We start from the raw sequence: 15472 nt of genomic DNA on the forward strand, positions 1-15472 counted from the left end.
CTCCTTTCCAGGGACGCGTTTATTCGCTCAGCACGGCTTCCAGCGGCGCGGTGTTCACACCGGCGTCGATGGGGTGGCGCTCGTCGATCAGGCCGAACTTGAGCCACCAGTCGGTGGTGGTTTCCCAGTGCTGCGCCATCTGGCCGTTCTGCGGGCCCAGGGGCAGCTCGCCGGGAATCACGCCCATGAATTTGCCGGCCTGTTCGGCGTCGAACACCCAGATGCCGCCCTTGAGAATCTCGCCGTCCTTGCCGATCACTTTTTCCACGTCGGCGACCGGGAAGTTCAGCCCCTTGGCGATGATCTTGTTGCCCTCTTCCGGGTTCTCTTTCCAGAACGCCACCGCCTTGAAGTAGGCTTCCATGGTCTTGGCGGCCAGCTCCGGCTTGTCGAGGAAGGCGTCGCTCATGTACATGCCGTCGCCGAGCAGCGCGGTTTCAATCCAGTCGCCCTCGGCGGAGGACGCGGCCACGGTGGCGCCGGGCAGGGCCTCCAGCGCTTGCGAGCCGAACGGTTCCCAGAATTCAGCGGCTTTCACATTGCCGCCCACCAGCGCGCCCACGGCGTCGTCCATGATCAGGTTGGTGAACTGCACGTCCTTGATGCTGACGCCGTTCTGCTCCAGCCAGATGCCCATGAAGATCTGCGTGAGGCCGCCTTCCAGCACCGCCACCGATTCGCCCTTCAGGTCCTCGGCGCTGTCCACGCCCGGCGCCAGCACGATCTTGTCGGTGCCGTAGGAGGGGTTGGTGTAGGTGACCAGCTTCACGGGCACCTCCTTGTCGGCGGCGATGGGGCCGTATTCGGCGGTGCTGGAGGTCACGTCCAGGGCGCCGGCGGACATCAGCGAGAAGCTCTCGTAGGGGTCCTCGATGATGGTGATTTCCAGGTCCAGGTCCGGCACCAGGTTTTTCTCCTGGGCGATGAACCAGAAGCCGTAGCCGGGCCAGGAGAACAGCGACACCCGCACGGTGTCGGCGGCGTGGGCCGCCGCGGCGGAGAAGCTCAGGCCCGCCGCCAGCATCAGGGTTTTAACGATACGCATGGTAATGACTCCTCGGGGAACGAAATTCACTGGTGGCCACCGCGCAGATACGGGAACCACCAGCGGTGCAGAACTCGGAACAGGGCGTCCAGGGCCAGGCCCAGCAGCCCGATGGTGACGATGCCGGCCATGATGTCGTCGACGTGCACGAAGCGCTTGGCGCGCATCATCATGGCGCCGATGCCGTCGGTGGCGGCGACGATCTCGGCGATCACCAGGTAGGTCCAGCTCACCGCCAGCATCTGCCGGCAGGTGTCCAGATAGCCCGGCAGCGAATGGCGGAACACCACCGTCCACAGCACCGCGCGGCGGCCGCCGCCCAGGGTTTTGGCGGTTTCCACGAACGCCGCCGGCACCTGCCGGGTGACGTCGGCGAGCATGATGGAAAGGAAGAACACCACGCCGATCAGCAGCAGCGCGATCTTCTGGCTGTCGCCGGTGCCCAGCCACATCAGCAGCAGCGGGATGAACGCCGGCGCCGGCAAGTACCGGCAGGCGCCCAGGAACGGGTTGAGCACGCCGTCGACGCGGGCGAAGGCGCCCATCAGCAGCCCCAGCGGCAGCGCCACGGACACCGCCAGCCCGAAACTCACCAGAATCCGGCGCACACTGGCCAGCACGTCGCCGAGAAAGGCTTTCTCGACGAACAGCTCCTGCAGGGAAGCAAGCACCTGCAGCGGCCCGGGGAACAGGCGGTCCGGCGCCAGGCCGGCGTTGGCGGCCAGGTACCAGCCGGCGAAAAATACCAGCCAGCCGGCGCTACCCAGCAGCAGCCGCTGACGCCAGTCCAGGGTCTGCCCGAAGTCCAGCCAGCGGCGGCGCGGCCGGGCGGCGGCGGGGGCGGCACTCTCAACATGCTCCGCGCGGGCGCCGGTGGCGCCGGTGACGAGGCGGTCCTGCAGGGAAACGGTCATAGGCGGCTCCTCTTTACCGGCCAAAGGGTTCAAAACGCGGTCAGGAAGCTGAGCCCGTAGACCGGCACCGCCCGACCTTCGCGCATCGCCTGGGGCGCCGGCACCTGGCCGTAGGTCTCGGCGTGAATGCCGGCCAGGCGGTGGCGGTGATAGCTGCGCAGCTGGTCGCTGAACGCCAGGGTGCGCTGGTACTCGTCGCCGTACAGTTCCCGGTGCAGGGCCGGCAGCTTGTACCAGGGCAAGGTGGGCTTCACGTGGTGCGCGTTGTGGTAGCAGAAGTTGAGCACCAGCAGGTTGAGCGCCGGCCAGCGGCGCGATATCGGGTTGCTGTAGGTGTTGTCGTTCTCGTAATCGCGGTCGCCTTTGTGGGGCAGCGGCGCGTCCGGATTGTTGAGAATGGCGATAATCTCGTAGTTGTGCTGAAAGGCGTCGAAGAAACGCAGCACGGTGAGCATCAGGGTGTAGGCCAGCGCGTACAGCAGCACTGCTTTGATACTCCACAGCGCCAGCAGCGCCAATACGCCGAAACGCACCGCCAGCACCAGCGCCGCCCGGGGCCGCTGGGCCTTGTCCGCGTAGCCGATGAACGGCGCAAACATCAGAACCGCGTGCATCATGTAATCCACCGCCGGCACATAGGCCCACTCCAGGGCGAACACCAGTTTCTCGGTGCGCGGGTGCGCCTTGAGCCAGGCCCGGTAGTCAAAGGCGATGGTGTCGGCGTTATCCACGTGATGGCGCATGTGCTTGTAACGCAGATCCTCGTAGGTGCCATAGCAGCCCCCGGTGAACCAGTTGAGTGCCCGTCCCAGACGGGTGTTGTGTTCCACCTTCTTGAATAGCGCATTGTGGGCGCAGTCGTGCACCAGGTAGGCGGCGATCACCATGGCGTGGCCACAGGCCAGCACGCCCAGGGCGGGCAGTAACCAGCCCGGCTGGGCCATCAGCAGCCAGCCGCCCACATAGCCAAGCAGGATGTAGGCCAGGACCAGCAGGTTGGGAACCAGAGCGTCCGGATGACGCAGGGTTTGCTGTATCGATTTCATCACCGTTCTCTCCTCTGCTCAGGCCACCTGGTCGCGGCCGGCGGCAGCGGCGCGCCAGCGATGGAAATGGCGTTGTTGGCAATCGCCGATCCAGCGGTTGAGATCCCACAGATCGGCCACCGGGGCGTGGGTGAACGGCAGGGTGTGCAGATAGCCGTCGGGCCCGAATTCCGGTGTCAGGGTGGTTTGCGCCAGGCCGCGGCGGCGCTGGGCCTGCCAGACCGCCTCCCAGCAGCGCTGGTGGGAAGCCAGCGCGGTGGCGTATTCCGGCGCGCCGGGGTGCGGCACCTGGGGGCCCTGGTCGTAGCCGACCCGGGCATGGACGTGCAGGGCCTGTTCGGCGACCCGCTCGATGCAGTCCCATTCGCTGTCGGGCAGGCGTTCGCAGACCACCGCCCAGTGGCTGAAGTCGCAGGTCACCGGCAGAGTCGGCACCCGGTCGAGCACCGCCACCGTGGTCCAGGGGTTGAAGAAGCTGCGCCCGCGATGGGTCTCAAAGCTGGCGGTGACGCCGACCCGCTCGGCGATCTCGTGGGCCTCGGCGAAGAAGCGCACGCTGTCTTCCAGCGGCCAGGCGTCGCAGCCGCCCATCACATTGGCGAACTCGGCGCCCAGGGCGCGGCCGTCACGGAGCTGGGTTTCGAAGTCTTCCAGGTGCTCGGCGACGCTGGCGTCGCGGCGCGGCACATAGCTGCCGGCGGTGCAGATTTCCTGAATCCAGCGCAGGCCGTGCCCGTGCAGGGCCCCGGCCAGATCGTCGCGGGCCGCGCCGGCTTGCGGCAGCGGCGCTTCCAGGCCGTCGAAGCCGGCGGCCACGGCCAGGGCGGCGGCCTGCTCCGGGGTGCCCGGGTGGCCCCACAGGGTTTTGAATCGCAATAACTGCATGGTGCTCCTCGTGGTTCCGGTGAGTGGTTAAAAACCTTGCTTAACCCCTCAGGAGCAACAGCTATGCCAACCCTATAAACCCCTATAAATACATGCAATTCTGCATATTTAAAGACGAAAACGCCCGGAATCGCGCCGACGGCGCGCCCCATTTCGGGGAGAGCGCACCAAAAAGAAGCGCGATTCAGGCGGCGCGGCGGCGCCTCATCCAGACACGGCCGGCCACGGCGCCGTTAATCACCCAGGCGAGCGCCACCAGGGCGCCCGCTACGGGCCAGCGGCGGGCCTCTTCGAGCACCGGCGCGTCCGGCACGGTAAGCAGGAACAACAGGGTCTCCAGAGCCGCCAGCAACAGCGGCGCCAGCAGATCCGCGGGCCAGTGCAGCTGGATGCCGCCGGCGTTGAGCAGTGCGCGCCCGCCACTCAACGCCAGCCAGATAACAATAATACCGCCCGCCAGAACTGCCGCCACGGAGACTCCTTGAAGGTTGCATCGGTGAAACCTGAATGATGGGGCGCCGGGCGGCGGGCTGCAAGCGGCGGGCGCCCCGCACCCCGGGCCGGCCGCTTCTTAAAAGAATGCTAAAGATTCGCCGCTATCCCGGTTTCCTGAGGCATACTCCAGGCTCATGGATCGTTACCGCACGGAGGTAGTAATGAACAGCGATCAGTTGAAAGGCAATTGGAAACAGCTCATGGGCGATGCCAAGAAGCAGTGGGGCAAGCTCACCGATGACGACCTGAAGCAGGTCGAAGGCCGCAAGGACAAGCTGGTCGGCAAGATTCAGGAGCGCTATGGCTCCAGCCGCGAGGAAGCGGAGAAGCAAGCCGATGACTGGCTCGGCAAGCACGGCTGATCTCAAAGCCTGATCTGCCTGAGTACCCAGCGGGCCGGCGTCACAGCCGGCCCGTTTTTGGTCCGGCCCGGTACTTTTATGAACACCCTATAAAAGCGCGTACAACTCCTGCCACGGCATCGGTTTGCCGAACAAATAGCCCTGCCCTTCCCGGCACCCCAGTTGCCGCAGCACCTCCGCCTGTTGCTCGGTTTCTATGCCTTCGGCGGTGATCGAGAACCCGAACGTTTCCGCCAGCTGAATCATCGCCTGCACCACGGCATGGTCCTCGCCGGACTCGTGAATCGCATCGACGAAGCTTTTGTCCACCTTGAGCCGGGTGATCGGGAATTCCTTGAGCATGCTGAGCGAGGCGTAGCCGGTGCCGAAGTCATCGAAGGCCAGCTGGCAGCCCAGGGACCGCAGGTCGTTGAGGGTGTTCTTGAGGCGGTTGTCGCTGTTGATGATCACCCGTTCGGTGATCTCGATCTCCAGCCCTTCGCCGGGCAGACCGGTCTCGCGCAGGGTATCGGCGACCATGCGCGCCAGCCCGCCCAATTTGAACTGGGCGGAGAACAGGTTCACCGCCATGCACAGCGGGCGGCCCTGCCGGTGCAGCAGCGCGCCCTTGGCGCAGGCCTGGCGGATCACCCAGTCGCCGAGAATCCGCGCCATCGGGCTGCCCTTGAGCAGCGGCAGGAATTCCCCGGGCGCCAGCAGGCCGCGGTGCGGATGGTGCCAGCGCAGCAGGGCCTCGGCGCCGACGATCTTGCCGTCGCTGAGCCGTACCTGGGGCTGGTAATACAGTTCGAACTGCTCACCGAGCACGGCGGTGCGCAGGTCCGCGCTCATGTCCTGGCGTGCCCGCAGCGCCTTGCGCAGCGCCGGCTGGTAGACCCGGCTGGCGCCGTAGCCGGCGGCCTTGGCGTCGGCCAGCGCCAGGTGGGCGTCACTGAGCAGGGTTCTGGCGCAGCCTTGCGGGGCCGCGAAGGCAATGCCCACATGCCCGCTGATCGCCACCGGGCGGTCCTTGATCATGAAGGTTTCCAGCAAGACGCCGTGGACCGCTTCCGCCAGCTGGATCAGCGCCCGGGCCTGGTCCTGGTCGGGCAGCATCACGGCGAATTCCTCGCCGGTGGTGCGCGACAGCAGGGCCCCCTCCGGCAACAGCCGGGTGAGACGCGCGGCGGTCAGCTGCAGCAGCCGGTTGCCGGCCTCCTGGCCCAGGGTATCGCTGACTTCCTGGAAGCCGTCCAGCTCCAGCAGCAGGCAGCCGGCGGGCCGCTCCTGATCAAGCACGGACTGGGTCTGTTCGGTGAGCAGTTTCTGGTTGGCGAGGCCGGTGAGTTCGTCGTAGTGCGCCTCGTAGAACAGCTTGACCTGTTCCTCCTGCTGGTCGGACACATCGCGGAACACACCCAGCATGCGGGCCGGCCGGTTGTCCTGGTCGAACACCAGCTGTGCCGAGCAACGCACCAGGGCGAGCCGCCCCAGGTCCCGGCGGTGGGCCCGGAAAGTCACTTCGAAATGGCCGCTGACCGCCGCCGCCAGGGCGCCGCGCACCACCTGGCGCACGCCGTCGCGGTCGTCCGGGTGAACGAACTCCCAGAACAAACGGGTACTGGCGGGGCCGCCCTCGGGGATGCCCACCATGCGGATGATGTTTGGTGACGCCCAGAAGGTGTTCTCACGCAGGTCGTGATCCCAGATACCCAGGTCGTCGGAATCCAACGCCGCCTGCAGCCGTTCCTCCACCACCGAGGCGGGGCTGTCGGTCCGCGCCACAATGTTCTTTTTCGCGGTAGCGGCCTCCCCGCGCGAATCCTTCATGTGATCCCCAGACAGCGTTTTCGAGCAAGGGGAGCGAACCCGAACTCGCTCCCCGCGCCTCCCCCTGGCGCCCATCTTCATGCTGTCCCTGCACGTCCCCGATGTATGCACTGGGTTTTATACCATCACGGGGCGGTGAATAGGTGCAAATATGAAAAACTGGCGTTTTAACGGTGAATTTTTGACCGCCTGGCAGGTACGGGGGCCACGGTGTGCCCCCGGTTTCAGACGCGCGGCGGGTTCATTCGATAGGCCAGCGTGTAAAGCACCGGCACCACGATCAGGGTGAGTATCGTGGCGAAGCCCAGGCCGAACATGATTACCGCCGCCATGGATTTGAAGAAGGCGTCGAACAACAACGGCACCATGCCCAGGATGGTGGTCACGGCGGTCATGCAGACCGGGCGCACCCTGGTCACGGAAGCATGGATCACCGCGTCCAGGGCGTCCGCTCCGGCTTTCAGCTCCAGCTTGATCTGCTCCACCAGAACGATGCCGTTCTTCACCAGCATGCCGGACAGGCTCAAAAAGCCCAGCAACGCCATAAAGCTGAACGGTGCGTTAAAAACCAACAACCCCACGGTCACGCCGATGATCGCCAGCGGCACCGTAGCCCAGATCACCAGCGGCTGACGCAGGCTGTCGAACAGCAGGATGGTGATAATGAACATGAAAAGGTATCCCAGCGGCACGCTGGCGAACACCGCCTTCTGGGCGTCCTGGGTGAGTTCGTATTCGCCGCCCCAGGTGAGTTCGTAGCCGGCCGGCAACGGCAGCGCTTCGATCTCCGGGCGCACGCGCCGCAGTACCTGATCGCCGGTTTCATCGCCGAGCACGTCCGGCTCCGCCTGAACGGTGAGGGTGCGTTTGCGGTCACGGCGCAGGATCAAACCGTTTTCCAGATCGGTTTCAAAGCTGGAGACGATCTGCCGGATGGCGATGTAATCCTCAAGCACCGGCGACCAAACACGTACCTGATCCAGGTTGTCCGCGCCCAGGCGCTCCTGGTCCGGGGGCCGGGCGAGGATCGGCAGCAGGTCGGCGCCATCGCGGAACAGGCCGACCTCGAGACCGGAGAAATTCATTTCCAGAGCGTCCTCGAGGTCGGCCCGGGTAACGCCGGCGCGCCGGGCCTGGGCTTGCTCGAATTGCGGCCGGATCACTTTTTCCTTCTGCCGCCAATCGTGGCGAATGCTTTCCAGGCCCGGGTCGGCTTCCATGATGGCTTCGACCTCCACGGCCAGGGCGCGCAGCACCGCCGGGTCAGGGCCGGAAAGCCGTGCCTCGATGGTGGCGTTAGCGGTGGGGCCGATCATCAAACGCTTGAGCTTGGCGAAGGCGGACGGGTGATGGTTGTCGATCCAGTCCCGGGTTTGCGCGATCACCCCATCAATGTTTTCCCGCTGGTCGACCCTGACGATCAGCTGCGCGTAGGAGGGATAGGTCTTTTGCGGGAAGTACGGCAGCATGAAACGTTGCGCGCCCTGGCCGATGGTGCTTGTCACCCCGGTAACATGCTCGGTGTCGCCCAGGGCGCCCTCCAGATGCTGCACGCGCTCGCTGGTGGCACGGATATCGCTGCCCTGGGGCAGCCAGTAATCGACCAGAAAGATGGGCGTATTGGACGGCGGGAAGAACGATTGCTTCACCAATCCGAAACCGCCCACCGCGGCCAGCAACAACACCACCATGGACAGCAGCGTCACCACCCGGTGCCGGATGGCCTTGCCCAGCAGGCGCCGGTAGAGCTGAAAGAAGCGGCCTTTATAGGGGTCCTCCCCCTGGTCCCCGTCGTCGTTTTCAGAGCCGTCCCGGTCGCGGGAAAAGATCAGGTGGCCGAAGAACGGGGTCAGCGTGATGGCCACCACCCAACTCAACATCAGGGAGATCAGCAGTACCCAGAACAGGCTGTTGGTGAATTCCCCGGAGGCATCGCTGGACAGGCCGATGGGCGCGAACGCGGTAATCGCGATCACCGTGGCGCCGAGTAGCGGCCAGGCGGTCTGCCGTACGATTTCCGCGGCGGCCGCCACCTTGGACAGCCCCCGTTTTATGCCCACCAGAATGCCTTCGGTAATGACGATGGCGTTGTCCACCAGCATCCCCAGGGCAATGATCAGCGCGCCCAGGGAAATACGCTGCAGCTCAATGCCGAGCACCGCCATGACGATAAAGGTGCCAAGAATGGTGAGCATCAGAATGCCGCCCATCAGTACACCGGAGCGCAGTCCCATGAACAGCAACAGCACGCCGATCACGATCATCACCGCCTGGGCCAGGTTCCAGAGGAAGGCGTTAACGGAACGTTCCACTTCCCGAGGCTGGTCGTAGACCGTGGACAGCTCCATGCCGGCGGGCTGACGGTAGTCCAGCTGTTCCAGCCGCTGGCGGACCCGTTCGCCCACTTCCACCACGTTAACGCCCGGCGCGAAGGAAATCCCCAGGGTCAGAGCCGGCGCGCCCTGATGGCGATAGAGATGACGCGGCACCTCACGATAGTCCCGCTCGATGTTGGCCACGTCCCCCAGGTAAACCAATTGCTCGGCGCCCGGGTCCGAGATCAACAAATCCCGCATCGCCTCCACCGAGTCGAAGTCACCGGTGGGCGCGATGCGCAGATATTCATCACCCACGCGCACCCGCCCGGCCGGGTTCACCGCGTTCTGGGTATCCAGCAGCGAGAAAATCCGGTCCTGGCTGATGCCGAGATTGGCAAGACGTTCCCGGGACAACTCGACGAACACCTGTTCCTGGCGCTGGCCGCCCACCTGGACCTTGCCGACGCCTTCCACCAATACCAGCTCACGGACCAGGACGTCGGCGTAATCCTTGAGGTCCTGATACTCATAGCCGTCGCCGGTGAGCGCCAGCAGGATGCCGTACACGTCGCCGAAGTCGTCGATCACCTGGATGCCGTTGGTGCCCGGCGGCAATCGCGGCTGCAGGTCGCGGATCTTGCGGCGCAGCTCGTCCCAGATCTGCTTCAGATCGTCTTCACGGTAGATGGGCTTCATCTCCACGGTGATCTGGGACAGACCGGCGCTGGAGATCGACGTGACGTAATCGACATAGGAGAGGCTCTGAATCGCCTTTTCCACTGGCAGGGTCACTTCCTCTTCCACTTCGCGAGAGGACGCCCCGGGGTACTCCGTGATCACCATGGCGGTTTTCAGGGTGAACTCCGGATCTTCCAGCTGCCCCAACCGCAGAAAGCCCACGACGCCGCCGATCAGCAGCACCAGCGTGAACAGCCAGCTGACCACCCGGTGCCGGACGGCGTACTCGGCAATGTTCATTACAGCCCCCGTTCGCGCGTCAGTTCCCGCACCGCCTGGCCTTCCTCCAGGCGGTGCACGCCGGCGACCACGATGCGATCGCCCGCCGACAAGCCCTCGAGAATAGCCACGCCGTCGCCGGAAACCGCCCCCAGCGTTACCGGCTGGGCCTCCACGGTGTCGTTTTCCGTGTCCAGGCGCCACACCCGGGCACCGGTTGCTTCATCGCCGTTGAACACCGCTTCCACCGGCACGATGGGCGCGGTCTTGTCGCCTTGTCGCTCGGCGGCTCGATCGACGCGTACCGTCACGCTCATCCCTGGTAACAGCACCAGATCATCGGGCACCGGCAACGTGACCACGATGGTGTAGGCCTGGGTGGCGCCGGGGCGCGACTCATGCTCGCGGTAGACGGCGCGGAAACGCTGCTCTGGCAGGCCGGGGAACACCACCTCCGGGCGGAACGATGGCCCCAGGGGCAAAACCCGGCGGATAAAGCCCTCGGAGACCGAGAAATGCACGTCGATGGTATCCGCGCTTTGCAGGTAGAGCACCGGCTCCCGGGCTTGAACGAACTGGTGGTTTTCCTGCTCGGTGCTCGCCACCACACCATCGTAGGGCGCGGTAAGACGGGTATAGGAAAGGTTGTCCCTGGCCTGGCTCAATGCCGCCTGGGCCTGCTGATGGCGGGCGGTGAGCTCATCCAGTTCGGAATCGGCGATCATCCCCCGCTTGGACAGGGTCTGGCCACGCCGATACTGGTTCCCGGCAAGCTTGGCATCGGCCAGGCGCTGATCCAGGTCATTACGGAAGTCGCGGGCGTCCAACTCGGCAAGAAGCTCGCCCTGCTCCACCTTCTGTCCATCCCGCACGGGCAGCGCCACCAGTTGCCCGGACACCCGGAAAGCCAGTTCCGCGCGCTCCGTGGCCACCACGCGGCCCGGGTAACGGCGCACTCGATCACTGGTGTGCCCAACGGTCATGAGTTTCACGGAGACCGGTCGCGGCTGCGCGGCGGGCTCCGGCTCACCACATCCGGCAAGCCCGATAACGGCCATGCCGCCCATCAACAGCATCCATGCCCCCACAGGCATTCCTTTCAACCGCTTCATCGACACCTCTTAACAGTACTGGACGGTACAATAATGACAGAAAAAGCAACGGTGGTCACGACGGGGCGGGGCCAGGCAAAAAAAAACGGCGCCCGAAGGCGCCGTTTCTTGTTACACCGGAGAACCTGTTTTAGAACTGGTTCATGGTGTTGTCTTTACCGCCGGCTTTCAGCGCGGCTTCACCGGAGAAGTACTCTTTGTGGTCATCACCGATGTTGGAACCGGCCATGTCCTGGTGCTTCACGGTGGCGATGCCACGGCGGATTTCCTCACGCTGAACGCCTTTCGCGTAGGCCAGCATGCCCTGGTCACCGAAGTAGCCTTCCACCAGCTGATCGGTGGACAGCGCCGCGGTGTGGTAGGTCGGCAGCGTGATCAGGTGGTGGAACACACCGGCTTCGCGGGAAGCCTTGGCCTGGAACTCCTTGGCCCACTCGTCGGCCACATCGGCCAGCTCGGAGCTGTCGTACTTCTCGTTCATCAGGTCGGCGCGATCGTAGTCGCTCAGATCCTTGCCTTCTTCCTTCCAGGCATCGAACACCTGCTGACGGAAGTTCAGGGTCCAGTTGAACGACGGGCTGTTGTTGTAAACCAGCTTGGCATTCGGCTCCTGCTCGCGGATACGGTCGACCATGTGCTTGATGTGAGCCACGTTCGGGGTCGGGGTCTCGATCCACAGCAGGTCGGCGCCGTTGCGCAGGCTGGTGACACAGTCCAGTACCACGCGGTCGATGTTGGTGTCGCGGCGGAACTGGAACAGACCGGAGGCCAGACGGGTGGGCTTGAGCAGCTTGCCGTCGGACTTGATCACGATGTCGCCGTTGTTGATCTGGTCGGCGGAATCGATGTATTCGCCTTCCAGGAAGCTGTTGTACTGGTCGCCCAGGTCGCCCGGCTCGTTGGTCACGGCGATCTTCTGGGTCAGGCCGGCGCCTTCGGAGTCGGTACGGGCAACGATCACGCCGTCGTCCACGCCCAGCTCTAGGAACGCGTAGCGCACCGCGTTGATCTTGGCGATGAAGTCGGCGTGGGGAACGGTCACTTTACCGTCCTGGTGGCCACACTGCTTCTCGTCGGACACCTGGTTCTCGATCTGGATGCAGCACGCGCCCGCTTCGATCAGCTTCTTGGCCAGCAGGTAGGTGGCTTCCGGGTTACCGAAACCGGCGTCGATGTCGGCGATGATCGGCACAACGTGGGTCTGGAAGTTGTCGATCTTGTCGACGATCTCGGCCTGCTTGGCCTGGTCACCGGCGGCCTTGGCTTCGTCCAGGTCACGGAACAGGTGGTTCAGTTCCCAGGCGTCCGCCTGCTTCAGGAAGGTGTAGAGTTCGCGGATCAGGTCGGCGACCGCGGTTTTCTCGTGCATGGACTGGTCGGGCAGCGGACCGAACTCGGAGCGCAGCGCGGCGACCATCCAGCCGGACAGGTACAGGTAGCGGCCTTTGGTATCCCCGAAGTGCTTCTTGATGGAAATCATCTTCTGCTGACCAATGAAGCCGTGCCAGCAACCCAGAGACTGGGTGTACTTGCTGTTATCGGCGTCGTAGGCCGCCATGTCCTCGCGCATGATCTTCGCGTTGTACTTGGCGATGTCCAGATGCGTTTTGAAACGGTTCTGCAGACGCATGCGAACAGCAGCTTCCGGGTCGATGTCGTGCCAGGTTTTGTTGGCACCAACCACGGAATTCAATGCTTCGATGTCTTTGGAGTATGACATGGTCAATCCTTTCGATATGGAAATGGATACCGAAGCCGGCTCACCAGCTACCGATGGCGCGCATTCTAGGAGCGCCTATCTCATAAAAGAAATCAATATTTATGATACCCGGTATTTCTTTCGTGAATGGTGGTCCTACCTCAAGATCAAATGGGGCACCCGGGCGTTGCGGAGCATTCGGTCGGTGGTGCTGCCGATCAGCAACTCGCGGATCCTGGAGTGACCGTAAGCCCCCATCACGATCAGGTCGATACCCTGCTCTTCCTGATACTGGTGCAGGGCGGCTTCCACCTCCCCTTCCAGGCGCGCGGTGACCACGGTATGGCCGCTGTTCTCCAGGCACTGGGTGGCCCAGTCGAGACCCTCGTCGTCGCCGTTGACCTTGACCAGGTGCAGCTGGCAGGGGGTGCCCTTGAACAGCGGGCTGTCGGCCAACAACCGCACGCCGGTGCGGGTGCTGGCGCTGTTATCGAACGCCAGCATGATGCTTTTCGGCTCGCGGAATTCGCCCACGGTGATCAGCACCGGCTTGTGGATGGTGCGCACCACCCGCTCCACGTTGTCGCCGACCTCGCCGCCGGACGGCCCGGCGCCGCCGTGCTTGACGCCCTGCTTGCCGATCACCAGCAGGCGGGTGTCGTCGTCCAGGCTTTTCAGGGCCTCCACCAGGTTGCCGTGGCGCTGGCGCAGCACCGGGTCCGGCACGCCGTCGGCGGCCACCCGGGCACGCGCCGCTTCCAAGGTGGCCTTGCCCTGTTCCAGGGCCAGCCGGTTGCGCTTGGCGTCCAGGTCCGCCAGTTCGGTCAGCAGGGTCTCCCGGGCACCCAGGCCCAGGTTACCGCTGAGGTTGGTCTCGCTGGGGCTTTTTGTTCCAGGGTATCGGGCCTCGTCCAGAACGTGCAGCAGCATCAGCGGTGCGTTGAGGCGGCCGGCGGCCCAGGCAGCGTGGTCGCAAATCGAGTCCGCGGCGGTGGAGCCGTCGATACAGGCAATCACATGACTCATTAAGTGCTTCCTTTTATCAGGCGTATTAAGGGCTTCAGTGACCGCCCATCAGTTTTTCCACGGCGTCGGGCTTGTCGTGCACGGCGTACTTGTCCACCAGGGTGGCGCTGGCCTCGTCCAGGCCGATAACCTCCACCTCGGTGCCTTCACGGCGGAATTTGATCACCGCCTTGTCGAGCGCGCCGATGGCGGTGATGTCCCAGAAGCGGGCCCGGTGCACGTCGATGGTCACCTTGTCCACGCCTTCCTTATAGTCGAACGACTCACCGAACTGGTCGGCGGAGGTGAAGAACACCTGGCCCACCACCTTGTAGTCACGGCGGTAGCTGCCCTCTTCGGACTCGCTGGTGACGTAGAACACCCGGCCCACCTTGTTAGCGTAGAACAGCGCGCTAAGCAACACGCCGATACCCACGCCGATCGCCAGGTTGTGGGTGAACACGGTCACCACCACGGTGGCCAGCATCACCACGCTGCTGCTGGCCGGGTGGGTGCCCAGATTGCGGATCGATTCCCAGCTGAAGGTACCGATCGACACCATGATCATTACCGCCACCAGCGCGGCCATGGGAATCCGTGACACCCAGTCGCCCAGGAACACCACCAGCACCAGCAAAAAGGCACCGGCCACCAGCGTGGACAACCGGGTGCGGCCGCCGGACTTAATGTTGATCACCGACTGGCCGATCATGGCGCAGCCGGCCATGCCGCCGAGGAAACCGGAGGCGATGTTGGCCACGCCCTGGCCCCGGCATTCGCGGTGTTTGTCGCTTTCGGTGTCGGTGAGGTCGTCGACAATGGTGGCGGTCATCATGGACTCCAGCAGGCCCACCACCGCCATGGTCAGCGACACCGGAAAGATGATCTGGAGCGTTTCCAGGGACAACGGGATATCCGGCAGCAGGAACACCGGCAGGCTGTCCGGCAGATCCCCCTTGTCGCCCACGGTGGGCATTTCCACGCCGAAGTAGAGCGCCACCCCGGTGAGCACCACGATACACACCAGCGGCGAGGGCACCGCCGTGGTCAGGAGCGGCAACAGATAAATGATCGCCAACCCGGCCGCCACCATCGCGTAGACGTGCCAGGTGACCCCCAGCAGCTCCGGAATTTGCGCCATGAAGATCAGAATCGCCAACGCATTAACAAACCCGGTGACCACCGACCGGGACACGAACCGCATCACCGTGGCCAGCTTGAACACCCCGAACACGATCTGCAGCACCCCGGTGAGCACCGTGGCCGCCAGCAAATACTGCAGGCCGTGGTCCCGCACCAGAGTCACCATCAACAGCGCCATGGCGCCGGTGGCGGCGGAGATCATCCCCGGGCGGCCGCCGGTGAACGCGGTCACCACGGCAATACAGAAGGAGGCGTAAAGCCCCACCTTGGGGTCCACCTCGGCGATGATCGAGAACGCGATCGCTTCCGGAATCAGGGCAAGAGCGACCACGATCCCGGCGAGCACATCACCGCGTACATTGGAAAACCAGTTTTGCTTAATATCGGGCAACATAGGATCCCTTAACCTGAACAACAGACGGACAACCGCGGCAATGCCACGGCGGCAAACAAAAAAGAATCAGCTTGAAAATCAAGACGGGGATGGACCGCCAGAAGGTTTCTGGGATCCTGCCGGCAAGCTTCGCTTGCCTTTCGCGGGCTGGGCCCGCTCCCACAGGTACAAATAAAGAAGTGGGCGCTAGGGCGGACTGCAGATCAAACGCATGAATCGGGGCCGGTCGAATCGGAGGGCGCGGAGTCTAGCACACAAGACCCGCCTGTGGGAGCGGGCCTTGTGGGA

12 protein-coding genes are annotated in these 15472 nt (G+C 64.2%); 1 reads left to right on the forward strand and 11 read right to left on the reverse strand.

Features of this window, described 5'->3' with window-relative positions; translation table 11 throughout:
• Positions 1-19: 19 nt before the first annotated feature.
• From ACMG4O_RS14085 to ACMG4O_RS14105, 5 genes are all read right to left on the reverse strand, one after another.
• The gene (locus ACMG4O_RS14085) at positions 20-1045 is read right to left on the reverse strand and encodes an ABC transporter substrate-binding protein (protein ID WP_414434005.1); all 1026 of its coding nucleotides are present in this window, start codon (positions 1043-1045) and stop codon (positions 20-22) included.
• Positions 1046-1071: 26 nt separating this feature from the next.
• Positions 1072-1959, reverse strand: a complete 888-nt coding sequence (locus ACMG4O_RS14090) for an ABC transporter permease (RefSeq protein WP_194856782.1) — start codon at positions 1957-1959, stop codon at positions 1072-1074.
• Between the two features lie 29 nt (positions 1960-1988).
• Positions 1989-3005, reverse strand: coding sequence for a fatty acid desaturase family protein (locus ACMG4O_RS14095; RefSeq protein ID WP_194856784.1), 1017 nt, complete (start codon positions 3003-3005; stop codon positions 1989-1991).
• A gap of 18 nt (positions 3006-3023) precedes the next feature.
• Positions 3024-3890, reverse strand: a complete 867-nt coding sequence (locus ACMG4O_RS14100; protein ID WP_194856781.1) for a sugar phosphate isomerase/epimerase family protein — start codon at positions 3888-3890, stop codon at positions 3024-3026.
• A 184-nt stretch (positions 3891-4074) separates the two neighbouring features.
• On the reverse strand, positions 4075-4362 hold the full coding sequence (locus ACMG4O_RS14105; RefSeq protein WP_142948147.1) for a hypothetical protein: 288 nt from the start codon (positions 4360-4362) through the stop codon (positions 4075-4077).
• A 184-nt stretch (positions 4363-4546) separates the two neighbouring features.
• On the opposite strand from ACMG4O_RS14105, the gene ACMG4O_RS14110 reads away from it, so the two are divergent.
• Positions 4547-4747 carry a CsbD family protein gene (locus tag ACMG4O_RS14110; RefSeq protein WP_142948146.1) on the forward strand — a complete coding sequence of 67 codons (201 nt, stop codon included), beginning with the start codon at positions 4547-4549 and terminating at the stop codon, positions 4745-4747.
• Positions 4748-4834: 87 nt separating this feature from the next.
• Here ACMG4O_RS14110 and ACMG4O_RS14115 read toward each other — a convergent pair whose 3' ends face one another.
• From ACMG4O_RS14115 to ACMG4O_RS14140, 6 genes are all read right to left on the reverse strand, one after another.
• Positions 4835-6556 carry a putative bifunctional diguanylate cyclase/phosphodiesterase gene (locus ACMG4O_RS14115; RefSeq protein WP_414434006.1) on the reverse strand — a complete coding sequence of 574 codons (1722 nt, stop codon included), beginning with the start codon at positions 6554-6556 and terminating at the stop codon, positions 4835-4837.
• Between the two features lie 224 nt (positions 6557-6780).
• Entirely contained in the window at positions 6781-9852 is a 3072-nt protein-coding gene (locus tag ACMG4O_RS14120; protein WP_142948144.1) for an efflux RND transporter permease subunit, read from the reverse strand.
• Complete coding sequence (locus ACMG4O_RS14125) at positions 9852-10814, reverse strand: efflux RND transporter periplasmic adaptor subunit (RefSeq protein ID WP_228548189.1); 963 nt, start codon at positions 10812-10814, stop codon at positions 9852-9854. Before ACMG4O_RS14125 ends, ACMG4O_RS14120 begins: the two co-directional genes overlap by 1 nt.
• Positions 10815-11073: 259 nt before the next feature.
• Positions 11074-12663, reverse strand: coding sequence for an isocitrate lyase (locus tag ACMG4O_RS14130; protein ID WP_214012096.1), 1590 nt, complete (start codon positions 12661-12663; stop codon positions 11074-11076).
• Between the two features lie 135 nt (positions 12664-12798).
• Positions 12799-13668, reverse strand: a complete 870-nt coding sequence (locus ACMG4O_RS14135; protein ID WP_142948142.1) for a universal stress protein — start codon at positions 13666-13668, stop codon at positions 12799-12801.
• Positions 13669-13702: 34 nt separating this feature from the next.
• Positions 13703-15184 (reverse strand): SulP family inorganic anion transporter, encoded by a 1482-nt coding sequence (locus ACMG4O_RS14140; RefSeq protein WP_414434007.1) that lies wholly within the window; start codon positions 15182-15184, stop codon positions 13703-13705.
• Positions 15185-15472: the final 288 nt, after the last annotated feature.

The organism is Alloalcanivorax venustensis (assembly GCF_047495515.1).
GTDB lineage: Bacteria > Pseudomonadota > Gammaproteobacteria > Pseudomonadales > Alcanivoracaceae > Alloalcanivorax > Alloalcanivorax venustensis.